This window comes from Bacillus sp. AP8 (assembly GCF_000321185.1).
Classification (GTDB): Bacteria; Bacillota; Bacilli; order Bacillales; family DSM-1321; genus Bacillus_AD; species Bacillus_AD massilioanorexius.
The window spans coordinates 48,849-72,724 of sequence record NZ_CAPG01000082.1 but is presented as its reverse complement, the minus strand read 5'-3'; the positions used below and the strand labels follow the sequence as shown (position 1 = coordinate 72,724).

Genomic DNA, 23,876 nt, shown 5'->3' with positions numbered 1-23,876 from the left:
TATATTTACCCATATGAAACCACCATGAGATACTGCCTAATCTATTATTTTAATAGTTCATTTAATTGGTCCTTATATATTTCAACATTCCAATCTTTTCTTTCTGCTGATTTAACTGCCTTTTCAGCATATTTAATAGCTAATTTCTTATCATAGAACAATGATATATTAGATAATTTCTCATAAATGGAAGGGGTATCAACATATTCAGTATATTTTACTAAATATCTTTCAGCTTCTTTATAATCTTTTTCTTTAACGTATATGTCTACTAGATATTGTAAAAGTAATGGTGCTTCATTAAAGTAAAACCCTTTTTCTTCAAATATAAACAGAATTTGATTTTTAACCTTTTCATACTTTCGATTGTTGAATAAGTCCTCTATTTCTTTCAGAGATTTAATATCACTATCAAAGAATGAATGAAAAGAATCTAATTTAATTTGAGTTAAATTTTCAAATGCCTTTCTAAATGAGGTACCTTTCCCCATCTCATTAATTACCTGATTAATAACTGTAATTTTTTTTGGTGAATAATATATTCAACTGCAAACATCATTTCAATATATTGTGAACCATAGTAAGCATTTTTCCCATCATCCATTTTTTTCGGGGATATATCCATCAAAGGCTCACTTTTGACTACTCGTTCTGTAATAGTAGAAGGGCTAAGCCTTTGAGCAAAAGACATAGCAATACCTTCATGAAACCACAATGGGATGTCGTCTACATTGATATTTTGGTCCTTGACATATTCAGTAAAATATAAATGAGCTAATTCATGGGCTAGTATATTGTCAAATTGTTCTTTTTCCATCTCACTATTTAAGTATATTATTTTCAAATATTCGTAGTAACTTCCTTTATCATCATGTTGTAATTCTTCATCACTTTTCCCTAAAAAAATATGAATTTCTTTTTTAACAACATAATTGAACCATTCTTTTTGAAATGAAGTAATTTTCCTAAGATAATCTTCTATCCCTTCAACTTTCTCTTCACTTTCTGGGTTATAATGAAATACGATATTTCCAACTTTTTTCACTTTATTTGTATCATAATAGGATTTAAAAAGTTCTATCTTATAAAATTTATAAATTAAGAATAGTGATGTAAACACCACTAATAAAATCGATACTCCCACTACTATAAACTTTTTCATTACAACCTCCTTCCAAGTATCTTTCCATGATTTATTTTACTTCAATACAGTATTTAGGAAATTATTCCTTAGTTAAACTGCCCTGTTAGCTCCTTAACAGAAAAAGGCTATCACAGAGCGCTTGATATTGTAGTAAAGTACCTGTTACTTTAATAACACTACCTCTATACTATAAATAGAACCTGTTCAATAAATAGAACAAATTTTATTCTCCTACAGTAAACTTACCAATAATGGTCTCACCATCAACATCATACAAAGGAATTTCTCTTGATTTAGCTTCATTTGTAAGTTTAACTGCTTCTTCAGGGGTGTTAGGATGTGGATCATCCAAATCTTCCTTTTTTACATACCCTAACCGTCTATTCCGTAAGCTCTAATTAAATCAGGTTCATTCTCATAAGAAGAAGCACCTGCTGCTGAACCAAACGTTTGCCCTTGTCCATTTTGAGGATAAGTTATTTTTATTTCATGTTTGGAGTTATCATCTATGTTGTCAGCTAAACTATCACTGAAGAAAAAACCACCAATAACCACACCTAAAAAACGAGTACACCACTAACAAATAAAATCCGTTAAACATAAAAAATATCCTTCTTTAATTAATTGACTAAAAACTCTATAGTCTCCTAACGCTATTCTGCTCCGTTTGTTTAATAACATTTATTCATAAAATCTAATATAGAAATACATCAAATAATTTTGATCAGTGTCCAAAACTTAATTTCTTCTTTAATCATTTAAAACTATTTTCATATATATCAAGGAACTTCATTATCATTCCACCTTGTTGTCTATCAGTTTCATCTTTTAATTTCAAGTTGCCAAGCACATGTCATATAGCTCCTCTTAATAAGACAATTTATATTATATAAGGAGTTTTCTAATGGGTGTTGCTAAATAGATTTACCATTCTTCTTTGCTTTATTAGCTCGAATGGCGATTTAGAGAACCTCGTTCAAGAAATACAGAAAACCGAATAGAATCGAAACAATTCCTGCCCCAAATCCACCTTCATCATATAGAGCGACAAGCTTGAACGTTCGTAACGGAGATAGGATTAATATTATGCCCCCACTAACCCCCAGCCATTTCGATTTTATGAAGGTAGTCAAAAAAGCCAACACATTGGAAATTTCGAATACAAGCAAGCCTAACAACCAGATGATAGACTCATCATTCATAGTTCTTCCTCCGTCCTATCTGAATAGGCACCACCATCATGTTACCATATATTGTAAATACATGTATATAAAGAGATTGGTAGGATGGGAAGGTGCTGAAGAGACTTCTAATTGAGATATTAACGGGAAACCACTACATTCTAATAATTTTCTTCAACAAAAAATGCCCTCTTATCCATAAATAAAAACCGTCAATATGACGGCTCTGATTGGTATTCTGCTACCTCTTTTGGAACTTTGAAACTAAAGTTTAGTTTCTTATTTTTAAAAGTACAAAATAAAGATGTGTTTTCAGATGAAAATCTCTCCATTTTTATTACTACATCTTATGAGAAGGATTGATATGCTTAAAGCAAATATAACTGTCAAATTAACTCTTTTCATAAAATACACCTCTATATGCCACAATCAGTTGTTTTATATGAAAAATTTTAACATTTCTAATTTATTATCCATAGGTTCGTGGTTGTAATCAAATTCAATCTTAGGGCTTATATTTATTTCGTCAAATTAAACCTTAATGCACTATCCTACCTCGTCGCATTATATAAAAAAGCTCTGGTAACATTCTTTTAAAACATAGCAAAAAAGCCAACGATTACTCGTTGACTTCCTTTATTACAAATACTTCTTATAAATCCCCTTACTATCATACGTATATAGAATTGGCTTTTCCTCAACCTTCGTCTCCATATGAACACCACGGCCCCAAAGCTGATAAATATAAGGCATTACTTTTTCTAAATACTTTACATCAAGTTCAATACCTTCATACCAATGTTTTAGGTACAACTCACCATTCCGTAAATAATCGCCATCATTCACCGTGATATAAGGGAAGCCACCATTCACCCGCATATTGACGAGCTGATCGCGTACATGCGTCCATTCTTTGTCTACCACCTTGTAATCTTTCCCTTGCTTCTGGAACAAATACATATCCTCTCTCATCACAAGGTCTTTTGTTAAATAATTGCGTAAGAAGGAAATATCAGATTCAACTTCACGTACCTCAAACATCTGCTCACGACCTGAGTTTGGTTTCACACCTCTTCGAATCATTTCGTCAGTAGGATTGTTGTAACGCTCTTCAATGTCTTCAAAGATTTTTAAGCCTAAGTAATATGGGTTAATGCTTGTGCGGGATGGCTGCACTACGCCAGCGTTAAGCTTCGCAAATTCTAAAGACTCCCCCGATGTTAAGTCCATTTCACGGAGAATTCTTTGGTGCCAATAACTAGCCCAGCCCTCATTCATGATTTTCGTTTCAAGCTGTGGCCAAAAATACAGCATTTCTTCTCTCATCATCGTTAAAATATCGCGTTGCCAATCCTCTAGCTCTCGACTGTACTGCTGAATAAACAATAATAAATCTTTTTGTGGTTGAGGTGGGAACTTTTTATACTTTTTCTTTGGTAATTCTTTTTTCACTTCTTTCTTATCTAAGTTCCACAAATCATCATACGTAGAAATGCTTTTCTTAATTTCTTCTTCCTCATCCTCCAAAATAATAGTGGAAGCAGGACGGAGTAAAGCGGGGTCAATATGCTCTTCAATCGACAAAACAGCATCTAAAAATGTTTCGACTTCTCTCTTACCGTATTCAATTTCGTATTGGCGAATGCGATCAGCTGTAGCTGCCATGCTTTCAACCATGTCTCGTTTTGTATTTTGAAACCGTATATTATTTTTGAAGAAATCACAATGAGCTAACACATGAGCAACAATTAACTTATTTTGAATTAAAGAATTAGAATCTAATAAAAATGCGTAACAAGGGTTTGAATTGATTACTAATTCATAAATTTTGCTTAAACCAAAGTCATAGTGCAGTTTCATTTTATGAAATTGCTTTCCAAAACTCCAATGTGAGAAACGTGTTGGCATTCCATAGGCACCAAATGTATATATTATCTCACTTGGACAAATTTCATATCTCATCGGGTAAAAGTCTAATCCAAAACCAGTAGCAATTTCTGTGATTTCATCAATGGCTCTCTCTAATGCTCTTTGTTCATTTATGCTCACATCATTCCCCCCTTTTTGTTCTCTTATCACATAGTATGAAAATAGACGTGAAAAATGACGTATCAATTCATTCAAAATAAAATTATAAATCTTATAAAAAACTTTATCTCTTTACCATATCAAATAGACCACTATATATTGAAATTGTTTCCTTTCCGTTGAGATAAGAAAATAGTCCTCTATTTTTCTTACACTATTTCTAAATATAAATTATCTATTCTAGAAACCTATGCCTTTCGTCCATCGCATTATGTTGAATAAATAAGAAAAAAGATTCAAGGTAAAACAGAGCTCCAAACGGAATATTGAGATTGTCCATAAAAATGAAAAAAGAAGAAAGGTGGCGAAATTTGAAACAATAGCAACAGACTAAAAAGGAGATGAAACAAAGGATGTCAAAAAAATTCTTTAATGCTTTTCTAATCACTTTAATTTTTTTACTCACATTCTCATCAGCAGGCACAGGGGTATTTGCCGCTAACAAAACCACAACTAACGAAGCTGCTAAACTTGCAAATTTGGTTGGAGATTTCAATCTTTCCTCTTCCCAAAAAACAAATGTTATAGTTGAATTAACAGAACCTTCTCAAATTGAAGCAAAACAAAAAGGAAAAAGCACTTCAAAAGAAAATCTATCAAAGGTTCGCAATCAAGTTAAATCTGAAATAAACAAATCAATAAAACACTCAAAAATTAATCGCGAGTATGATTTAGTATTTTCAGGTTTTTCATTAGAGTTATCTGAAAATGAAATTCCTTCCCTTTTATCCGTTCCAGGTGTAAAAGCCGTTTACCCTGATGTAGAATATCGAACTACCGACGTGGGAGAAGGAAATATGATATCATCAGAAGAATTTAGTCCTAAAATGGTAAATAGTGCTCCCCATATTGGTGCAAATCAAGCATGGGAATCTGGGTATACCGGAAAAGGAGTTAAAGTCGCAGTTATCGATACAGGAGTTGATTATACACATCCTGATTTAACACACGCTTTCAATAACTATAAAGGTTGGGACTTTGTAGATAATGACAATGATCCTCAAGAAACACCAAATGGTGATCCAAGAGGAGAAGCAACAACCCATGGTTCACATGTAGCTGGAACTGTCGCAGCTAATGGACTAATTAAAGGGGTAGCACCTGATGCTACATTACTAGCATACCGTGTTTTAGGACCAGGTGGCAGTGGTACTACTGAAAATGTTATCGCTGGTATTGAAAAAGCTGTAGAAGACGGCGCAGACGTTATGAATCTATCACTAGGTAACTCGTTAAATGATCCAGATTATGCGACAAGTATAGCTTTGAATTGGGCAATGGCTGAAGGTGTTGTAGCAGTTACTTCTAACGGTAACAGTGGCCCAGACAATTGGACTGTTGGTTCACCTGGTACTGCTGCAGAAGCTATATCTGTAGGAGCGACTCAATTACCTTACAACGTTTATAATTCAACAGTTACTGCAAAAAATATTAATCTCCCATCAGCAAAAGTAATGGGCTTTCCAAATGATGAAGCACTATTATATTTAAATGGCAAAGAATTTGAATTTGTAGATGTAGGATTAGGCGCTCCAGCTGATTTCCAAGGAAAGAACCTAACAGGGAAAATTGCATTAATTAGTCGTGGTCAATATGCATTTGTAGATAAAGCGACAAACGCTAAAAAAGCAGGTGCCGTTGGAGCGATTATCTATAACAATGTTGCTGGAGAACAACCAGATGTTGCTGGAATGGATGTTCCATCTATCAAAATAACTTCAGAAGATGGTCAAAAGCTTCTTGCTGAATTAAAAAAGGGAAATAACAAAGTTTCCTTTAATATTAATTTTGCAAATAGAGTAGGAGAAACAATCGCTGATTTTTCTTCGCGCGGACCAGTTGCTTATAATTGGATGATCAAGCCAGATGTATCAGCTCCTGGTGTAAATATTGTAAGTACGATTCCTACGCATGACCCATCAAATCCACATGGCTATGGTGCAAAGCAAGGTACGAGTATGGCATCACCACATGTAGCTGGTGCAGCGGCTCTTATTTTACAAGCTAATCCTTCATGGAATGTGGAAGATGTGAAAGCAGCATTAATGAACACAGCAGAGGATTTAAAAGATCCTTCAAATGGACAATCTTATCCACATAACACACAGGGTGCAGGAAGTATAAGAGTAGTAGATGCGATTCATACTAAAACACTTGTAACACCTGGCAGTCATTCTTTTGGAACATTCTATAAAGATAGAGGGAAACAAGTAGAAAAGCAAAAATTCACAATTAAAAATATTTCATCTGAACGAAAAACATATAGTTTTGAAGTAAACTTCAAAACTGCTACTGATGCAATTAAAGTTATGACAAGTAATAACCTGAAAATCAATGGTGGTCAATCAAAGGATATTAATATGAATGTACAAGTAGATGCTGGAAAGCTTGCTCCTGGTTATTATGAAGGAACTATAACAATCGGTGACGGTAAGGAAAAATGGGATGTTCCAACTATCCTATTTGTAAAAGAGCCTGATTATCCTCGAGTTCAATGGTTAGGAGCTGAGCAACTCAACTCTAATCAAATTGCAATCGAAGGACATTTCCCAGGCGGAGCTGAAACGGTGGAGCTATTTGTCTATTTATCTAATAAAGATGGACAACCACTTGCATATTTAGGGGATATCGGTGTTTATGAAAACATTCCATCTGGATATTCTACTTTCGAGTGGGACGGCAAGCTTACAAATGGACAGAAGCTACCAGCAGGAAATTACTACAACATCTATGCATACGCTACTTACAAAGGACAATCTGATTTAGCTGGTACAAATATCTTACTAAAATAATAGAAGAACGAATTATAGCCAATTAAAGTAAAAATCGGTTATCCTTATAGATTAATGGGATAACCGATTTTTTAAAATTATCTTACCACTTGCGGCCTGCTCCACCCCCACCGGATGAGCCTCCTCCTCCTTTATCATTCCTTCCACCACCATTATTACCTCCACCTCTACTGATAAGGTTAATAATGACATGGAAGATAAGAAATAAAAGATCTACCTTCTCTTCTCTTGACATGTTACGGGTAAATATTTTCCATAAAAATATCACTACAATAATAACAATAATTCCAATAAAGCCTACAGCAATTTTTTCAAAAAGTGATAAAGGCTCTTCAGATTGCTCACCATTTCCAGTTCCCTGACCATCATATTCTTGAATAATCTCATCGGAAAGAGCCTTACTTATATCTAACACGGCTTGATCGATATTTTCATCCTCTAATGACGGCAAAAGGTATTCGTTCATTAAACGCCCTACCTTTCCATCTGGTAGGATTCCTTCCAAGCCATACCCTACTTCAATCCAAGCATCTCTTTCACCTTTTTTTTCTCCTGGTACTAGAACCACTAGAACCCCGTTATCTTTCCCCTCTTCCCCTAATCCATATGCACGCAAGGCTGCTACGGCAAATTCTTGAACTGTATAGCCTTGTAATGAATCAATTAACACAAATCCAATTTGCGCCGAAGTGCGATCTCTAACCAGATTTGATTGATTAATAAGCTCCTGCTTCGTCGATTCTGATAAATAATGATTAGGATCTGTTACATATATTGAACCTTCTGGATTAGGTATGATATCCTCAACGGCTCCCAAAGCTTGCAAAGGAAAACTGAAAAGAAGTAAAAGAAGAGACAATATGGGAATTACCTGACTTCTTTTGACCTTTCTCATATCAGTCACCTACTTTTGTGTTCCAAAATCAACTTTAACTGGCTCTTGTGCACCTTCACTTGCTTTAAAATATTCTTTCTCATCAAATCCAGCCATACGTGCCACAATCATTCCTGGGAAACGTTTCACTTGGGTATTAAATGATGAAACAATATCATTGTAATCTTTTCTAGCGACAGATAAACGATTTTCAGTTCCACTTAATTCATCCATTAATTGTTGAAAGTTTTCATTTGATTTAAGCTCCGGATAATTTTCTACTACAACTAATAATCTATTTAAAGCACTCGATAACTGATCGTTTGCTTTTGCTTGTTCTTCAGGACTTTCACTTCCAGCTAATTTAGCACGTGCATCTGCAATATCCGTATAAATTTCTTTTTCTTGCGAAGCATAACCCTTTACTGTCTCAACTAAATTAGGAATTAAATCCGCACGACGTTGTAACTGATTTTCAACTTGTGCCCAAGACTTATTCACTTCTTCCTCTTTTGAAACAAATCCATTATAACTAGTAAAAAAAGTAGCAGCTACTCCAATAATAACAACTAAAACAATTAGCCATTTCACAATTTTGGTATTCATCCTATAAACTCCCTTTCTCTTTTATATAAAATATCTACGTTTCATATAAAAAAAAGATTCATCTTATACAAAAACAGAACCATTAAGCAATCTCTCTTAAATCATTATAATCCTTTTTTGAAAATCATATAACTAATGTTCCCTACTCTTTTCATCGTTCAAACCACTATATATAAATGATTCTGTTTAAACATATTTATTTACCAAATGTCTATTTACAATAATTGTAAATTATGATGTAATGTATATAGTTAAAAAATTCACTCATTTCAAAAGACGGGACGTGTGTGAAATGCTTGAACAGCAGAACATGAAAATGATTGATACACATAGCCAATTAAAAGTAATAAGTGATCCTTTTAAAAATCAAGTTTTGTATTTATTAGTAGAAAAAGCGTATACGGGACAACAGCTCTCCAAAATCTTAGAGGTTGCACGTTCTAAGGTTCATTATGCATTAACAGAGCTTGAGAATAACGAACTTATTCACATTGTTAGAAAAGAAGAAAAGAATGGCATTATCCAAAAATTTTATAAAGCTGTTGCCAAAAAATTTATTCTTGATGAACAACTAATACCACAATCCAGTGACTCTGAAGATTATTATCGTAGCTCCTTTTTAAATATTCTATCCCGCGCAAAAATTCGAACTCTATCTGCTCCTGAAGAAGCTTTTCAATACAAAAACCCTAAAATTGGTATGCAGCTTGAAGCTAAAGTAAATGAAGAAGAATTTAAAAATTGGCTGGAGCGATACAAAAAGTTAATAGAAGAATTCAAGCATATGAAAGATGATAAAGGAAAATTTTATTATTTAACTACTATCGGCTTTCAAATAGATGAACCTCTTTTTGACGGTCATGATGAAGATAAAGATAAGTAATAGCCTTAATTTTAAATGCTTAATCCTTAAGCGCTTGGTAACAGACGCTTACACTATGTATGAGGATGTGATTGTATGACCCTACAGTTATTATTTTTCACCATTACAATACAATTAAAAAAGCCTACCATTGAGGAAATAATCGAACAAGAACGAGTGGAATATTTAATAGAAGAAAACAAATTAAAAATTGAACAATTCACCAATAGACATATATGGTAAGTAGGCCCAATATTATAACGGCCCCTCTACTTTAACAACAATATATCCAACTGATTAACCCAATAATAATGAAAGACGTAGTTCAAATCTTTTTGAACTACGTCCCTTCTGTTATTTAAGGATGACAAATGGATATCAACCACTGTCTTAAAAGTGAAAACTAGTCATTCCAAGGAATATTAACGTACACATTAGAGCGTTTGATAAAAAATTAAAAATCACTTTTCAAACAGAATCATCACAAGAAATCTATGATTCCATATTACGTAACCGAGCTTTAGTCGACTGTTTCAATAATTGCAATGCCTTAATTGGCAAATATCCAACTAAGCTTCCTAATGTATATAATAAAACATCATCCACATCAAAAATTCCAAATTTAAAAATCCATTGCAGCATTTCAAAAACGATACTTATACTAACAACAGTGAATAAGGTATATTTAATTGGTAGAAATAATTTTGACAGTAGTGGTAGGATGGCACCTAATGGAGCAAATGCTATTAGAGTTGTCAATATACCTTCTAACTTTGCCATTAAAGGAATTTTTGATAAAAACAGATGATCTATTATAGTATGAAAAGGAATAAAATTCGCTTCTTCCCATCCATACGAAAGAAACTCTAAACGGAAATGATAAATTTGATTAAATGCGTCTTGTATTGAATAATACTTTAATACGATTACTTTCATTAAAATGACCATATACAAAATGAATACAATCCATAAAATACTTTTCCTTACACCCTTCATCCTACCACCTCAATCACAAATTCAATCCTACCTATGTAACTTGTAATTGTATAATACAAACAAAATCTAAAGAAAAACTAAGGATAAATCTAAATAAATTCTTAAGATTTACAAGAAAAAACTTTACCTGTCCTTTTACATTTCATCACTTGGTTGGACTTCTTTCAAATAATGATCCAAAAGATCGAACAAATAATCTCTTAAATCATTAAACTGAAATCCTAATGTTCTTGCTTTGTCATTTAAAATGATAAAATCACTAATAAGATTGTAAGGACTTTCAATTCCTTGATCAGATAGTATAGTATTTTTCCCACTTTTCTTCTCGATGTAATAAATAATTTCTTTCATAGAGATGATGCCATTACTACAAGCATTAATCGGACCACAGTATTCATTTTCGCCAATCCACTCTAAAAATCTAGCAGCTTCTTCTGCTTCAATAAAACAAAGTTCACCATCTGAAATATTCAAGGTTTGATTATTAACGATATGTTCGCAATAGAATAATAAGCGTCTTGTATAATCTTCTTTTCCTAAGACCACAGGAAATCGGACAGCTACTACTGGAAATGGAGCTTTTTGAAAGAAAACTGCTTCTGCTAACCTTTTCCCTTCACCATATGTAAACGCAGATCGATTCCCAAGAACAATATCGTATGTATATGGATTAAACTGGATTTCATTTATAGACTTTTCGCGATTATAAACAGACATGGTTGAAGTAAAAATAAAGCGACCTACCTTCCCTTCAAGTTCTTCACAAATCATTTTTGCTTCGTTAGGGCTGTAGCAAATATTATCAAATACAATATCAAAGAATTGATTTTGAAAAGCATGTCGTATACTATCCCGATCTTCTCGATTTACAATCAACCTTCGAACAGATTGACCGAACTCATCAGGTGTAATACCTCTCGTAGCAATCGTCACTTGATAATCGGATTTTATCAAGTGTTGCACGAGTGCTTTCCCAAAAAATCTAGTGCCCCCAAACACCAAAATTTTCTTCATCTTCTCCTCACCTATCTTCTCATCTATTCATCAATTGCTCTTACTTCTATCATATCTCATTTGTTATTTTTAACCAATTATCTTTATCAATATTTTCATTATTCATCTTTTCAACTACATCACTGTGCCTTATTTAACATGAATATTTAAAGCTATACATACACTGTAAAAAAAGAAAAGTTAGGAGGCATACTATGCAAATCCATGTTGTGATGCAAGGACAAACAATCGATAGCATCGCTCAAGCTTATAGCACTACACCTAAACAAATCATTGATGCAAATGAAATTAAAACACCCAATGAGCTAGTCGTTGGTCAAGCACTCGTCATCCCCATTATAGGTAGCTACTATTGGGTTCAACAAGGTGATAGTCTGTGGACTATAAGTAGAAAATTAGGTACAACACCTCAAGCCATTGCTTTAGCAAATGGTATTTCTCAACATTCCCAATTAACAGTAGGACAAAGACTTAAAATTCCACCTATAAAAAAAAGAAATGCAGAATTTAACGCTTATGTTGAGCCAAGAGGAGAAAGTGTATCCTCTACATTAGAAAAAGGAGCTCGCGAAGCTGCTCCTTATTTAACCTATCTCGCCCCATTCAGTTTTCAAGCATTACGCGATGGAAGCTTAAAAGAACCCTTGTTGAATGATTTTCCGTATATTTCCAAACAAAGTAAAGTGGTTCTAATGATGGTTATCACTAATCAAGAAAATGATCAATTTAGCGAGGAACTTGGTCGTATACTTTTAAATAATCAAAATGTACAAAATATCTTTCTAAACAACATTGTAACAACCGCTAAAAAATACGGCTTTAGAGATATTCATTTTGATTTCGAACATCTTCGTCCAGAAGATAAAGATGCTTACACGGCATTTTTGAAAAAAGCAAAAGAGAGATTTTCCAAAGAAGGTTGGTTTATTTCTATTGCTCTAGCTCCTAAAACAAGTGCTACTCAAAAAGGAAAATGGTACGAAGCACATGATTATAAAGCCCAAGGAGCTGTTGTAGACTTTGTTGTAATCATGACCTATGAGTGGGGGTATTCTGGGGGTCCCGCACAAGCAGTTTCTCCGATAGGTCCTGTACGAACTGTATTAGAATATGCGATTAGTGAGATACCTTCTCAAAAAATATTAATGGGACAAAATTTATACGGGTACGATTGGACATTACCATTCAAACCCGGTACTACGGCTAAAGCGATTAGTCCTCAACAAGCAATCGACCTTGCACGAAAGTACAAAGTAAATATTAAATACGACTATAATGCACAAGCTCCTTACTTTAAATATCGTGATGAATCAGGATATGAGCATGAAGTTTGGTTTGAAGATGCTCGTTCTATTCAAGCAAAATTCAATTTATTGAAGGAACTCAATTTACGAGGAATGAGTTACTGGAAACTTGGATTATCCTTTCCACAAAACTGGTTACTCATTGATAATAATTTTATTCCTGTCAAAAAATAATGTAGTTATCAGTTGTTTTTAAATAAATTAACATAAAAACAACCCATACTCTCTACTTATTATTAAACAACAAAAAATTATGAAAGCAGCGAAAAATAATGATGAACTACTGAAGAGTTGTTAGTCTAGTTTGCCCTAATGAATTCTTTTCATTAATTCAAATAAGAGCATGATTGGTACTAATTTATTTCCTTCCCATTCCTTTTGTAAACAAGAACGAGGAGGATTAGTTTCTATAACACTTTCGCACATTTCAAGCGTAAAACCTGGTCGATTAAACGACGTAATAAACCAATCTGTAAATCCTCCTCCTACTGCATTAATATCAGGAAATGTTTGCTCATACCCTGTTAAATAAGCAATCTTTTCAGCTAAGGTATAGTCCCTTAAAATATACTCTTTTTTGGTATGATAATACCAATACACTTCTCTACCTGACGTATGATAGGCAATGGCTAATAAAGGATTTAGCTTATTAGTAAATTCAACTAATGCTCTTACTTCTTTAGCTTGGACAGGCTCCTTTCCTCTATACTGTTTGTAAGAGGGCCAGAACGGAATTTTTTTTAGTTGCCCCCAATCAGCTGGGTATTGTCTGTTTAAATCAATACCTAACCCATTTGATTTCCATCGTGTAAAATCTAAACTCAAATGATTCATACTGATTAGTTTAGCTTTGTTTACAATCGACTCTCCTTCTAACCCGTTCTGTTGTATATAAACACCATCTGGATTCAGCATTGGAATGAAGATTATGGAAATCTGATCAAAAATGGAGGATGAATAAGGACCAATGTTTCTTTTCTTTTCGTACATTTCAGCATAATATTGTAGAAGCTTGATTAAAAATTCGCTCGTAATCCATTCTCTTGCATGATGCGATCCGATTAATAATACATTCTTCTCTCCTTTTCCTAATTGAAGAGCGTATATCTTTCTCCCTTGTTCACTTACACCTATACTCTTCATTTCAACATGATCATTAAATTTATTACGAATGTCATGCATATCATTTATCATTTTTTTATACGTATAAGGTGTATAATCCGCTTGCACGACATTCGCATACAATAAGATAAAGCTTATAAGCAATGGTATAAATACTTTCACAAACGGCCTCCTGACATATTGGTAATAAATACTGTTCAATTATCAAGACTGTCCAAGTTTTGCAAGGAAATGTTTTGCCGTTCCTGTACAAAATATAATTATCTCCTCAAAAAGGAGGAAGACGTAATGACCAAAAGCGACTACGATCGAGCCTTGTATTATACACATCGTTCTGAATGGGATAATTTACTAATTCTCATGGTACGTACAAAGGATCAATTTTTATCGAAAAAGATTGAACACTTTTTACACGCTTACCGTTTTGAACATGACTATACCACTATCCAACAAAATCTCTACATCCTACTGAGGTATCTTGAGCATGCTTCAACCACTTTGATGCAGCACGAGATATTATTTGAGTCCTATTCCTAGTTTTACAAAAAGATTTTGAAATATACTTGTTGCCTACAAGTAAGCAAGCGGAAAAGTAAAGAAACACATAATAAACGAAACAAATCATCGGGTATCACACAACAAAAATCAATGTGATACCCGTTTTTTTATTTTCAATAAGTCGTTACACAATAGAGTGATACAAACGAGGAAAGCAATCCTAGAAATAATTTTATAGACATGCTTCTATATGACATACTATAATTTTAAACAAATATATAGAAGGTTGTGTAAATATTGGAAAATAAAAAGATTGAAAATTTTTTATTTATTGCTTGGGCTACTTCAATAATTGCCACTTTTGGGAGTCTATATTTTTCTGAAATACGTCACTACATACCTTGTGATTTATGTTGGTATCAAAGAATTATCATGTATCCTTTCACAATATTTTTAGGTATAGCAGTCGTAAAAAAGGATTTCAACATAGGCTTTTACTCCATGATTCTTTCTACTGTAGGTACTTGTATTTCCACATACCATTATATAATTCAAAAAATTCCATCATTCGCAGCCACTGTTCCTTCTTGTGGTAGAATACCTTGTGAAGCGCAATATATAAATTGGTTTGGATTCATTACCATACCTTTTTTAGCTCTCACTGCATTTATCATCATTTTTGTTTGCAGTTACATAGTCTGGAAAAACGCTAAGGAGGCTTATTAATGAAGAAAGTCATTATATTTTTAATCGTTATTATTGCTTTATTCGTCGGTATAGCATTAATTACGAACACACAAAATTCACAGAAAGTAAAAGATAATCCCTACGGAAAAGACGACCTACATCAAGAAACAATTGACCAACTTGACGATAAGAATTATCAATATGTCATTACACCAGAAAATCTTGAAAAAAAATTGAACAATGAAAAAGAAACCATCGTATATTTTTATAGTCCAACATGTCATTATTGCAAAGAAGCAACACCAAAAGTTCTTGCTGCTGCAAAGAAGCTTGATATCGACGTTAACCAATATAACCTGTATGAATTTGAAAATGGCTGGGATGATTATGGAATCGAAAACACTCCGACCCTTGTCGTTTATGAAAATGGAAAAGAAAAGGACCGAATTGTAGGAGATACTGATCAAAAAGTATTTGAAGACTTTTTCAAGAAGAATCAACAATAAAATCCAAAATGACTGAAGATAAGTAATTTATTACTCATCAAAAAGAGGGTATCCCAAAAGTATGATTTTGTTGGATACCCTCTTCCTTATGTCATTTTCATTTATATTTTTCATTTTATAATAGTGGAGCAAAAATATTGTATATTACTTCACAAAAAGCGATACTTCAGCTTTTGTAAGCAGGGTAAAATACACCCATAAACAAGATAATTTTAAAAATTAATGTAATATAGAGCGTAGAGGCGTCCAAAAGCGATGAAAATCACTTTTGAGACAGCCTCTTTTTTACATGATCATGTCATTTAATGGCTGAGAAATATTCTGTGAATATTCTTGATTTGCTTTTACTTTGGTAAAAGAATCTAGCGAAAATGGGAAAAATATTCCGTAATATTGCAGCTTTTGTACATTTCGATTAAATAATTTCTGGAGTTTTACAAATTCTAATTCATCACATTCATTTACATGCTCAATAACTTGTATTATTGTTTGAAGTGCAACCATTACATGATATGCTTCAGCCAATGTGCCATTATAGAGGTTTCTGTGCTTTGTAAATTGTAAAAGGCCAAATTCATCAAATGATTTAAGATCTTTTTCAGAAATATAATTTGGTAAAATAGATGATCTAATTGTCAAAATTAACCCTTCTATTGCCTTTTCTTGCTCTTCAGTAGAAGCAAAAGCAATTTTCAATTGTACCCCCACCCTTTATAAACAATGTTCGTATTTTTTAAACCCAATCCCGATATTAGAATATCATAAAAATTCAAACGAAACTCACTCTTGAGATTTGACAATTACAACCATGTTTATTTAAGGAACATTTACAATATTTAAATTGAAGGAGCTGGCAGGATAAAATGATAAGCACATCGAAAAAAGGTCAATTTCTCGAAATAGTTGTTCCAAAAGAATGGACAAACTTTTCAATTGAAGATTTGTTAAGAACCTATTGGAAAGCTCCTAAGAAGCTAGTCCATGAATGGAGAATGCAAAAAAGCATTCTTCTTAATAATCAAACTGTGCCTTGGAATACCAAGCTTCAGGAAGATGATACACTACTGTTACCTATGTTTAAGGAAACGACCAACACTGTTGAACCTTTCTACCAAGATATACAAATTTTATATGAAGATGAGTTTATGATTATTGTAAATAAACCAGCTGGAATGGAAACACATCCATCACAGCCAAATCAATCAGATACCCTACTTAATGCTGTTGCTTTCTATTTATTGTCTGAAGGACATCAAGGAGATCTAAAGCATCTTCACCGACTAGACAAAGATACTAGTGGCGCTATCATTTTTTCAAAAAATGAATTTACCGGTGCTATTCTGCATAGAATGCTCGAAGAAAGAAACATAACAAGAACCTATAAAGCTCTCGTTCATGGAAAAGTACGAGACAAAAAAGGAACCATTTCAGCTAATATTGGAAGAGACCGACACCACGCCACAAGAAGAAGAGTTTCTCCAACTGGTCAACATGCTATTACGCATTATGAGGTTATTCAGTACGATAATAAGACAAAGCTTACACTTATAAAATGTAAATTGGATACGGGTAGAACACATCAAATTCGTGTACATCTAAGTCACATTGGTCATCCACTTGCAGGAGATATTTTATATGGTGGAAAACCAATTTTCAAAAGACAAGCTTTGCACGCTTATCAAATTACATTAAAACACCCGATAACAGAAGAGCTATTAACGATTCAAGCCCCCTTTCTTGATGAGCCGGCTATTTTTTAAAATCTAACCTTTTGGTGAATAGAAAGAGCGGAAGCTGTGAGACTTATGCGGGAACATCTGAACAAGTGAGTATTCTTGAGCGGAATTCAACACAGCCTCTATTCACTACTTGTTCATAGGAAACAAAGTATGCGAAAACAGCCTGAAAAAAAGCGTGTCCAATTGCTTTTATTCAAACAAATTGGACACGCTTCAATATCCTGATTATGCAGCTTTTTTCATTCCTCTAAAGATAAGACTTAAGATAAACACTAAAATCACCGCTCCAATTAATGCCGGAATAATAGCGAATCCACCGAAAACTGGTCCAAAATCTTTAAAAAAGAATGACGCTAACCAAGCTCCTATAAATCCAGCTAATATATTACCCAATACTCCAAAAGGTACATCTCTTCCTACAATTAATCCTGCTAACCAACCGATTATTCCTCCAACAACTAACGACCATAAAAACGAAAACATAGTAATTACCTCCATTATTGTAATAAATATTTATGTATATATTTACCGATTTTTTAAAAATAAAACCTCAAATTGTCTAATCTTCTTTTATATTTGGTACATATTATAAAAATAAGCAGTAGATTTTGTTCATAATTTATTCAAATTTAACCAATGCTAATACTCAATAAAATTTATAGACAAAATCCTTATGTATCAAGGGTTTGGCTACCCTTCCCAACACATATATTCCAACATCATCCATATTGAAAACGCTATTACAATATCCATATAAATTCCACAAATATTTCAATGTTAAGTTTTTGTAAATTTCTTTAACAAATACTTTATCTTCTTGAAAATTTTGCGTAAAATAATCGTCGGGTCAGTTAGTTTAAAAACTAACTTTAATTTAAAACTTCTTGGATTTTGGAGGAAAAATAATGGTTTTTAAATCAAAAAAGGATAAATTCGCTACTCTTTTAATTAACATATCAGACAATTTAAAGCAGGGTGCTGACTATTTTGCTGATTATAAATTAAATAACATTAGCGACTTAAAAGTATTCACAGATGCGATGAAAGACTACGAGCATAAAGGTGATTCTTATGTTCATGAAGTAATTAAAGAATTAAACAAAGCCTTCATTACACCTATTGAACGTGAAGACATTCTTCATCTTGCTATGAGTATGGATGACGTACTTGATGGACTTGAGCATTGTGCAGCTTTATTTGAAATGTACTCCATTGTAAATGCAGATGAGTATATGCTGAAATTAGTTGAACATCTTCGCAATAGTGCATACGAAATTGATAAAGCCGTTGACTTGCTTTCTTCAAAGAAATTATTAGATATTCGTGATCATGCCATTAAAATTAAAGATTACGAATCATTATGTGATGGTATACACCGTCAAAGTATAAAAAATCTATTCGTTGTAGAAAAGGATCCAATTCGCATCATTCAATATAAAGAAATCTATGAGAGTCTAGAAGAGGTTGCTGATAGCTGTCAAACAGTAGCAAACACACTTGAGACTATCATTATGAAGAATGCGTAAGGAGCCTATTTCAAATGGATACTTTACTTATATTAACCATTTTAATTGTCATTGGTGCTCTAGCATTTGATTTTATAAATGGATTTCATGATACAGCAAACGCTATTGCTACAGCCGTTTCAACGAAAGCGTTAAAACCTAGACATGCTATTATATTAGCCGCCGTAATGAACTTTGTAGGTGCAATGACATTTACAGGTGTTGCTAAAACTATTACAAAAGATATTGTAGATCCATTTACATTAGAAAACGGATCACTTGTTATTCTAGCAGCATTAATTGCTGCCATTGCTTGGAACTTAATTACTTGGTACTATGGTATTCCAAGTTCATCCTCTCATGCTATTATTGGTAGTATTGCAGGAGCTGCCGTTGCTGCAGCAGGAATAGGAGCCATTAAACTCGGCGGGTTCGCAAAAATTATACAGGCTCTAATTCTTTCACCAATACTTGCTTTTGTAGTTGGTTTTATCGTATATAGTATTTTCAAAGTGGTCTTTAAAAATCATAACTTACCAAAAACCAATAAACGTTTTAGGTATATCCAAATAGCTACGGCTGCTCTTCAATCTTATACACATGGTACAAATGATGCTCAAAAAGCAATGGGGATTATTACGATGGCCTTAATCGCAAATAATTATGTGACATCAACAGAAATTCCTTTTTGGGTACAATTCTCATGTGCCTTGGCAATGGGTTTAGGAACATCTGTAGGTGGGTGGAAAATCATTAAAACCGTTGGTGGTAAAATTATGAAAATCCGTCCTGTTAACGGAGTGGCTGCTGACTTAACTGGTGCCGCAATTATCTTTGGAGCTACATTTATTCATTTACCAGTAAGTACAACTCACGTTATTTCTTCTTCTATTCTTGGGGTTGGTTCTGCTCATCGTCTAAAAGGTGTTAAATGGGGAACGGCTCAACGAATGCTAGTTACTTGGGTGATTACATTACCAATTTCAGCAACATTAGCTGGACTCGTGTATTTAGTTTTAAATTTAATTTTTTAATGTCAAAAGGGGCTTTCCTAAGAGTGATTAATTACTTTTGGGAGGCCCCTATACTTTATATGATGATACGTAGTTTTTAAAAGAAAAATCACTTATAGGCAACCTATCAATTTATTTATTAGTCTCCTTTTATTCTTCATAAACTCTACTCTTCCCCCAACTTCTGTTCTTTTTGAATTCACTTATTTTTAAAAAAATTGTAAATATATTAAAATACAAATAAGAGATCAACAAAGGAGAAAAAAGCATGCAAAATCACAGTAGTATTTTTAAAGGAATACATGGAGATTTAACTGAATTTGTTGATCGTATCAGTCATATTCTAGGCTGCCCCGTTACTCTTGAGGATGCAAATCATCGTTTATTAGCTTATAGCATACATGATGACTTTAGTGATCCGGTTCGCATTTCAACTATTATTCGAAGAAGAGTACCAGAAAAAATCATTAACAGTTTTTGGAAGGAAGGAATTATGCCGGCTCTATTAAAAGAGGATGCTCCTATTATCACTCCTTCTAAAGATGAATTAGAGCTTGGAAGAAGAGCCGCTATTTCTGTAAGAAAGAATAACGAAGTCCTTGGTTTTATTTGGGCCTTAGAATCTTCTCGAGCATTTTCTGAGGAAGACCTCACCTTTCTGAAAATAGCAGCTAAAGAAGCAAAAAATCAACTACTACTATTACAATACAAGAAAAAAAGACACCAAGAAAATGACCAAGAGTTTTTGTGGAAACTACTAACGGGACATTTTGATACAGAAAAAGAAATTTTTGAACTTTGTGCTGAACAATCGATTCCGCTGCCAGCTGTCTATTCCATTGTATTATTTACATTTCCCAATACCATTGACCACTCGACAGAACGAAATATTACTTACATGCTAAGCACAACACAAAAAATAAAGGTTAACCTATATACAATTGACCAGAAAAAATTAATTCTAATGGCGAGTCCTTCTGATCAAGACGATTTTACCTATTCATTGAATAACTTCATATCTTCTTTTATTGCCCAAATGAATGCTCGTTTTGAAATTAAACAAATAAAAGGCGCATGCGGTCAGCCATATGATTCCTTTATCCATGCCAAAACCTGCTATCAGGAAGCCCAATATACTTTACTGCTCCAGAATGCATTTTCAACAAAGGCAAACCCTTTGTACAGTTACGCATCACTCGGAATCTATCAATATATTAAAACCCTGTATGATAGTAAAAAGTATAGTTCTTTTAAACGAAATATTCAGAATTTATGTGAGTATGACAGCAAAAATCATACAAGTTTAGTTCTCACTTTAAAATCTTTCTTAGAAAATGATTCAGACCCATATCTAGTGGCAAAGGATCTTCATTTACATGTTAATACCATACATTATCGAATGAAAAGAATCGGTGAAATCGGTGAGATCAACTTAAAGGATCCTCTTCAAAAAATGACACTTTATATTGAATTCTTATTAGATAAATATGAACAATTTATCCAGTCTTTGAAAGATGATTCCTTTTAACCTCCTATTCTTACAACAATTATTACTTTTATAAATTATCTAAAGGAATGATGATCTTGGAAACAAAAGAAACTCTTTTAAATGAATTAAGTATCATAACAAAATGGGAAAAAGATCAGAAAGGGCTGTGGTTCTGGGAAAGACTAAGTCGTTTACCCTTTAAGTTATTAGATAAACTTACTCCTGCCTTTATTCAAAAGAAGATTGGCGTTTTACTAGATGAATTAGGTAGTTATATTCAAAATGGTGGGAAATATTTAACACAAGAAAAATCACTAATCACTAAAATTCAGAAAACAAACCCTGATCTTTCTATCGAAAATATTCAGGATATTAAAAATGTTCCACTCCAAAATATGATTGAGTTAAGTGAAGACTTAAAGAATAATCGAGCTAAGTTAGCAACCGTACAAGGTGCTTCCACTGGAATGGGAGGAATATTTACCTTAGCCATAGATATTCCCATTATTCTTGGCTTATCTTTAAAAACGTTACAGGAAATCGCAATTATCCATGGCTATGACCCTAATAATCGCGAAGAAAGAATTTTTATTGTCAAATGTCTTCAATTTGCCTCAGCAGATATTGTTGGAAAAGAAGCTATTTTAAATGAACTAAATCAATCATTTCAAGCAGAACGAGCTTCAAAAGACATGGTTTCTCAGCTCCAAGGCTGGAGAGAAGTCGTTTATACGTACAGAGATCAATTTGGTTGGAAAAAGCTTCTACAGATGGTACCAATCGCAGGTATTCTGTTTGGTGCCTATGCTAACCGTACCATGATTCAAGATGTTTCTGAGGTTGGTATTATGCTGTACAGAAAAAGACGCCTCCTTGAAAAGCTACAAACAGTAAACGTCAACAAGAGTTAAGAAAATCATCTACCGATCATACAGTTGCATATACTACTCATTGTACCTTTTGTAGAATTTCACAAAAGGTACTTTTTTATTTCTTTAGAATTCACAAACAATTAATAACTCAATCAAGATTATACTTTTATAAAGTGGATATATAATTGGTGGAGACTTCGTTCATCTCCAAACGATAAGTAAAGAAGCAAATCGTATTTTTTTAACTAGCATTCAAACTCCATTAGTAAGCACTTATTTTCTAGCATAAATGGAATAGGAGTCAAGATACCAGTTAGAACGAAAGAAAGACATTATATTTTGTGGAGGTTTTGTAATATGCGTATTTGTGTACCAAAGGAAATTAAAAATAATGAAAATCGAGTTGCACTAACACCCGCTGGAGTTATTGCATTTAAAAAAGATGGACATGAAGTTTTTATAGAAAAAGGAGCTGGAGAAGGTAGTGGTTTTACAAATGATGCCTATTTAGCTGCAGGAGCTAGCATTATCGAAGATGTAAATCTTCTATGGGAACAGGCTGACATGATTATGAAAGTAAAAGAACCACTTCCTAGTGAATATAAATACTTTAGAAAAGATTTAATTCTATTCACTTATTTACATTTAGCTGCGGAACCTAATTTAACAAAAGCATTAAAAGATAGTGGAATTTTAGCTATCGCATATGAAACAGTTTCCGAAGGACGCTCTCTTCCACTTCTAACACCAATGAGTGAGGTAGCTGGAAGAATGGCAGCACAAATCGGGGCTCAATTCTTAGAAAGCTCTCAGGGCGGAAAAGGGATTTTACTAAGTGGAGTTCCAGGTGTTAAGAGAGGTAAAGTAACGATTGTGGGAGGTGGTGGTGTTGGAACAAATGCTGCCAAAATTGCCATAGGACTAGGCGCTGATGTTACCATTATCGACCTTAGCGCAGATCGATTACGTTACTTAGATGATATATTCGGAAATAGCGTTACAACTCTTATTTCTAATCCATACAATATTGCACAAGCTGTGGCAGAATCTGATTTAGTAATTGGGGCTGTATTAATTCCAGGAGCAAAAGCTCCGAAGTTGATTACTGAAGAAATGGTTAAATCTATGTCACCAGGTTCAGTCATTGTAGATGTGGCTATTGACCAAGGTGGAATTTTTGAAACAGTTGATCATATAACAACTCATGACAACCCAACCTATATAAAACATGGCGTCGTTCATTATGCCGTTGCGAATATGCCAGGTGCAGTTCCGCAAACTTCGACTATTGCACTAACTAATGCAACTGTTCCATACGCTTTACAAATAGCAAATAAAGGAGCGGTTCCAGCTATATTAACAAACCCTGCATTAGCAAAAGGTGTCAATGTAGCTAATGGAAATATTACCTTTGAAGCCGTTGCTAATGATTTAGGATATGAATATGTTCCAGTTGAAAAAGCGATACAAGGAAATGGTTCAAACACACCTAGTTTTAATTAACTAAGCGATTTTGACAAACTTTGTTTCCCTTTAGTAATAATAAAACCACGCTATATGATTAGCGTGGTTTTATTATTGAAT

Annotated in this window: 25 protein-coding genes; 13 read left to right on the top strand and 12 right to left on the bottom strand. The window is 33.5% G+C overall.

Annotation, left to right across the window (positions count from 1 at the left end; genetic code table 11):
* Positions 1-44: 44 nt before the first annotated feature.
* From BN349_RS19870 to BN349_RS19845, 5 genes are all read right to left on the bottom strand, one after another.
* On the bottom strand, positions 45-491 hold the full coding sequence (locus tag BN349_RS19870; RefSeq protein ID WP_019244072.1) for a hypothetical protein: 447 nt from the start codon (positions 489-491) through the stop codon (positions 45-47).
* Between the two features lie 8 nt (positions 492-499).
* A complete protein-coding gene (locus BN349_RS19865) occupies positions 500-1,162 on the bottom strand; it encodes a DUF2268 domain-containing putative Zn-dependent protease (RefSeq protein ID WP_019244071.1) in 663 nt (220 codons plus the stop codon).
* Between the two features lie 205 nt (positions 1,163-1,367).
* A complete protein-coding gene (locus BN349_RS26685) occupies positions 1,368-1,496 on the bottom strand; it encodes a hypothetical protein (RefSeq protein ID WP_019244070.1) in 129 nt (42 codons plus the stop codon).
* 610 nt (positions 1,497-2,106) lie between these two features.
* Entirely contained in the window at positions 2,107-2,346 is a 240-nt protein-coding gene (locus tag BN349_RS19850) for a hypothetical protein (protein WP_019244067.1), read from the bottom strand.
* 618 nt (positions 2,347-2,964) lie between these two features.
* Positions 2,965-4,374, bottom strand: a complete 1,410-nt coding sequence (locus BN349_RS19845; RefSeq protein ID WP_019244066.1) for a SpoVR family protein — start codon at positions 4,372-4,374, stop codon at positions 2,965-2,967.
* 392 nt (positions 4,375-4,766) lie between these two features.
* On the opposite strand from BN349_RS19845, the gene BN349_RS19840 reads away from it, so the two are divergent.
* Positions 4,767-7,205, top strand: a complete 2,439-nt coding sequence (locus tag BN349_RS19840) for a S8 family peptidase (protein ID WP_019244065.1) — start codon at positions 4,767-4,769, stop codon at positions 7,203-7,205.
* An 82-nt stretch (positions 7,206-7,287) separates the two neighbouring features.
* Here the strand turns inward: BN349_RS19840 and BN349_RS24395 are convergent, their stop codons facing one another.
* Positions 7,288-8,100 carry a TPM domain-containing protein gene (locus tag BN349_RS24395; RefSeq protein ID WP_019244064.1) on the bottom strand — a complete coding sequence of 271 codons (813 nt, stop codon included), beginning with the start codon at positions 8,098-8,100 and terminating at the stop codon, positions 7,288-7,290.
* Positions 8,101-8,109: 9 nt separating this feature from the next.
* Positions 8,110-8,685: a LemA family protein gene (locus BN349_RS19830; RefSeq protein ID WP_019244063.1), complete on the bottom strand. Its 576-nt coding sequence runs from the start codon at positions 8,683-8,685 to the stop codon at positions 8,110-8,112.
* A gap of 292 nt (positions 8,686-8,977) precedes the next feature.
* On the opposite strand from BN349_RS19830, the gene BN349_RS19825 reads away from it, so the two are divergent.
* Both BN349_RS19825 and BN349_RS25540 read left to right on the top strand, forming a co-directional pair.
* Positions 8,978-9,568 carry an ArsR/SmtB family transcription factor gene (locus BN349_RS19825; protein WP_019244062.1) on the top strand — a complete coding sequence of 197 codons (591 nt, stop codon included), beginning with the start codon at positions 8,978-8,980 and terminating at the stop codon, positions 9,566-9,568.
* 75 nt (positions 9,569-9,643) lie between these two features.
* Positions 9,644-9,790: a YrzI family small protein gene (locus BN349_RS25540; RefSeq protein ID WP_019244061.1), complete on the top strand. Its 147-nt coding sequence runs from the start codon at positions 9,644-9,646 to the stop codon at positions 9,788-9,790.
* 249 nt (positions 9,791-10,039) lie between these two features.
* On the opposite strand, the gene BN349_RS24390 is transcribed toward BN349_RS25540, so the two are convergent.
* Complete coding sequence (locus tag BN349_RS24390; protein ID WP_019244060.1) at positions 10,040-10,543, bottom strand: VanZ family protein; 504 nt, start codon at positions 10,541-10,543, stop codon at positions 10,040-10,042.
* A 135-nt stretch (positions 10,544-10,678) separates the two neighbouring features.
* Positions 10,679-11,557: an NAD-dependent epimerase/dehydratase family protein gene (locus BN349_RS19810; protein ID WP_019244059.1), complete on the bottom strand. Its 879-nt coding sequence runs from the start codon at positions 11,555-11,557 to the stop codon at positions 10,679-10,681.
* A 194-nt stretch (positions 11,558-11,751) separates the two neighbouring features.
* Between BN349_RS19810 and BN349_RS19805 the strand changes: the two genes are divergently transcribed.
* The gene (locus BN349_RS19805; RefSeq protein WP_019244058.1) at positions 11,752-13,035 is read left to right on the top strand and encodes a glycoside hydrolase family 18 protein; all 1,284 of its coding nucleotides are present in this window, start codon (positions 11,752-11,754) and stop codon (positions 13,033-13,035) included.
* Between the two features lie 135 nt (positions 13,036-13,170).
* Here BN349_RS19805 and BN349_RS19800 read toward each other — a convergent pair whose 3' ends face one another.
* The gene (locus tag BN349_RS19800) at positions 13,171-14,145 is read right to left on the bottom strand and encodes a M14 family zinc carboxypeptidase (protein ID WP_019244057.1); all 975 of its coding nucleotides are present in this window, start codon (positions 14,143-14,145) and stop codon (positions 13,171-13,173) included.
* Between the two features lie 126 nt (positions 14,146-14,271).
* Between BN349_RS19800 and BN349_RS19795 the strand changes: the two genes are divergently transcribed.
* The 3 genes from BN349_RS19795 (at position 14,272) to BN349_RS19785 (ending at position 15,674) form a co-directional block, all read left to right on the top strand.
* On the top strand, positions 14,272-14,520 hold the full coding sequence (locus BN349_RS19795; protein ID WP_019244056.1) for a YhdB family protein: 249 nt from the start codon (positions 14,272-14,274) through the stop codon (positions 14,518-14,520).
* A 258-nt stretch (positions 14,521-14,778) separates the two neighbouring features.
* A complete protein-coding gene (locus BN349_RS19790) occupies positions 14,779-15,207 on the top strand; it encodes a disulfide oxidoreductase (protein ID WP_019244055.1) in 429 nt (142 codons plus the stop codon).
* Positions 15,207-15,674, top strand: a complete 468-nt coding sequence (locus BN349_RS19785; protein ID WP_019244054.1) for a thioredoxin family protein — start codon at positions 15,207-15,209, stop codon at positions 15,672-15,674. Before BN349_RS19790 ends, BN349_RS19785 begins: the two co-directional genes overlap by 1 nt.
* Positions 15,675-15,959: 285 nt before the next feature.
* Here BN349_RS19785 and BN349_RS19780 read toward each other — a convergent pair whose 3' ends face one another.
* A complete protein-coding gene (locus BN349_RS19780; RefSeq protein WP_019244053.1) occupies positions 15,960-16,370 on the bottom strand; it encodes a DUF5365 family protein in 411 nt (136 codons plus the stop codon).
* A 167-nt stretch (positions 16,371-16,537) separates the two neighbouring features.
* Between BN349_RS19780 and BN349_RS19775 the strand changes: the two genes are divergently transcribed.
* Positions 16,538-17,434, top strand: a complete 897-nt coding sequence (locus BN349_RS19775; protein ID WP_019244052.1) for an RluA family pseudouridine synthase — start codon at positions 16,538-16,540, stop codon at positions 17,432-17,434.
* A 204-nt stretch (positions 17,435-17,638) separates the two neighbouring features.
* On the opposite strand, the gene BN349_RS19770 is transcribed toward BN349_RS19775, so the two are convergent.
* Positions 17,639-17,896 carry a GlsB/YeaQ/YmgE family stress response membrane protein gene (locus tag BN349_RS19770; protein WP_019244051.1) on the bottom strand — a complete coding sequence of 86 codons (258 nt, stop codon included), beginning with the start codon at positions 17,894-17,896 and terminating at the stop codon, positions 17,639-17,641.
* Positions 17,897-18,318: 422 nt separating this feature from the next.
* Between BN349_RS19770 and BN349_RS19765 the strand changes: the two genes are divergently transcribed.
* The 5 genes from BN349_RS19765 (at position 18,319) to ald (ending at position 23,795) form a co-directional block, all read left to right on the top strand.
* Positions 18,319-18,939: a DUF47 domain-containing protein gene (locus BN349_RS19765; protein WP_019244050.1), complete on the top strand. Its 621-nt coding sequence runs from the start codon at positions 18,319-18,321 to the stop codon at positions 18,937-18,939.
* A 14-nt stretch (positions 18,940-18,953) separates the two neighbouring features.
* Positions 18,954-19,952 carry an inorganic phosphate transporter gene (locus BN349_RS19760; RefSeq protein ID WP_019244049.1) on the top strand — a complete coding sequence of 333 codons (999 nt, stop codon included), beginning with the start codon at positions 18,954-18,956 and terminating at the stop codon, positions 19,950-19,952.
* 247 nt (positions 19,953-20,199) lie between these two features.
* Positions 20,200-21,459: a PucR family transcriptional regulator gene (locus BN349_RS19755; RefSeq protein ID WP_019244048.1), complete on the top strand. Its 1,260-nt coding sequence runs from the start codon at positions 20,200-20,202 to the stop codon at positions 21,457-21,459.
* Positions 21,460-21,515: 56 nt separating this feature from the next.
* The gene (locus BN349_RS19750) at positions 21,516-22,331 is read left to right on the top strand and encodes an EcsC family protein (protein WP_019244047.1); all 816 of its coding nucleotides are present in this window, start codon (positions 21,516-21,518) and stop codon (positions 22,329-22,331) included.
* A 318-nt stretch (positions 22,332-22,649) separates the two neighbouring features.
* Positions 22,650-23,795, top strand: coding sequence for an alanine dehydrogenase (ald, locus tag BN349_RS19745; RefSeq protein ID WP_019244046.1), 1,146 nt, complete (start codon positions 22,650-22,652; stop codon positions 23,793-23,795).
* The last annotated feature ends 81 nt before the right edge of the window (positions 23,796-23,876 follow it).

Excerpts from the sequence above, each read along its gene's own strand:
- BN349_RS19765 (WP_019244050.1), top strand. The coding sequence starts at position 18,319 with ATGGTTTTTAAATCAAAAAAGGATAAATTCGCTACTCTTTTAATTAAC.
- BN349_RS19850 (WP_019244067.1), bottom strand. The coding sequence starts at position 2,346 with ATGAATGATGAGTCTATCATCTGGTTGTTAGGCTTGCTTGTATTCGAA.
- BN349_RS19770 (WP_019244051.1), bottom strand. The coding sequence starts at position 17,896 with ATGTTTTCGTTTTTATGGTCGTTAGTTGTTGGAGGAATAATCGGTTGG.
- BN349_RS19865 (WP_019244071.1), bottom strand. The coding sequence starts at position 1,162 with ATGAAAAAGTTTATAGTAGTGGGAGTATCGATTTTATTAGTGGTGTTT.
- BN349_RS24395 (WP_019244064.1), bottom strand. The coding sequence starts at position 8,100 with ATGAGAAAGGTCAAAAGAAGTCAGGTAATTCCCATATTGTCTCTTCTT.
- BN349_RS19755 (WP_019244048.1), top strand. The coding sequence starts at position 20,200 with ATGCAAAATCACAGTAGTATTTTTAAAGGAATACATGGAGATTTAACT.
- BN349_RS19805 (WP_019244058.1), top strand. The coding sequence starts at position 11,752 with ATGCAAATCCATGTTGTGATGCAAGGACAAACAATCGATAGCATCGCT.
- BN349_RS19775 (WP_019244052.1), top strand. The coding sequence starts at position 16,538 with ATGATAAGCACATCGAAAAAAGGTCAATTTCTCGAAATAGTTGTTCCA.
- BN349_RS19785 (WP_019244054.1), top strand. The coding sequence starts at position 15,207 with ATGAAGAAAGTCATTATATTTTTAATCGTTATTATTGCTTTATTCGTC.
- BN349_RS19825 (WP_019244062.1), top strand. The coding sequence starts at position 8,978 with ATGCTTGAACAGCAGAACATGAAAATGATTGATACACATAGCCAATTA.
- BN349_RS19760 (WP_019244049.1), top strand. The coding sequence starts at position 18,954 with ATGGATACTTTACTTATATTAACCATTTTAATTGTCATTGGTGCTCTA.
- ald (WP_019244046.1), top strand. The coding sequence starts at position 22,650 with ATGCGTATTTGTGTACCAAAGGAAATTAAAAATAATGAAAATCGAGTT.
- BN349_RS19840 (WP_019244065.1), top strand. The coding sequence starts at position 4,767 with ATGTCAAAAAAATTCTTTAATGCTTTTCTAATCACTTTAATTTTTTTA.
- BN349_RS19795 (WP_019244056.1), top strand. The coding sequence starts at position 14,272 with ATGACCAAAAGCGACTACGATCGAGCCTTGTATTATACACATCGTTCT.
- BN349_RS19830 (WP_019244063.1), bottom strand. The coding sequence starts at position 8,685 with ATGAATACCAAAATTGTGAAATGGCTAATTGTTTTAGTTGTTATTATT.
- BN349_RS19870 (WP_019244072.1), bottom strand. The coding sequence starts at position 491 with ATGGGGAAAGGTACCTCATTTAGAAAGGCATTTGAAAATTTAACTCAA.
- BN349_RS24390 (WP_019244060.1), bottom strand. The coding sequence starts at position 10,543 with ATGAAGGGTGTAAGGAAAAGTATTTTATGGATTGTATTCATTTTGTAT.
- BN349_RS19810 (WP_019244059.1), bottom strand. The coding sequence starts at position 11,557 with ATGAAGAAAATTTTGGTGTTTGGGGGCACTAGATTTTTTGGGAAAGCA.
- BN349_RS25540 (WP_019244061.1), top strand. The coding sequence starts at position 9,644 with ATGACCCTACAGTTATTATTTTTCACCATTACAATACAATTAAAAAAG.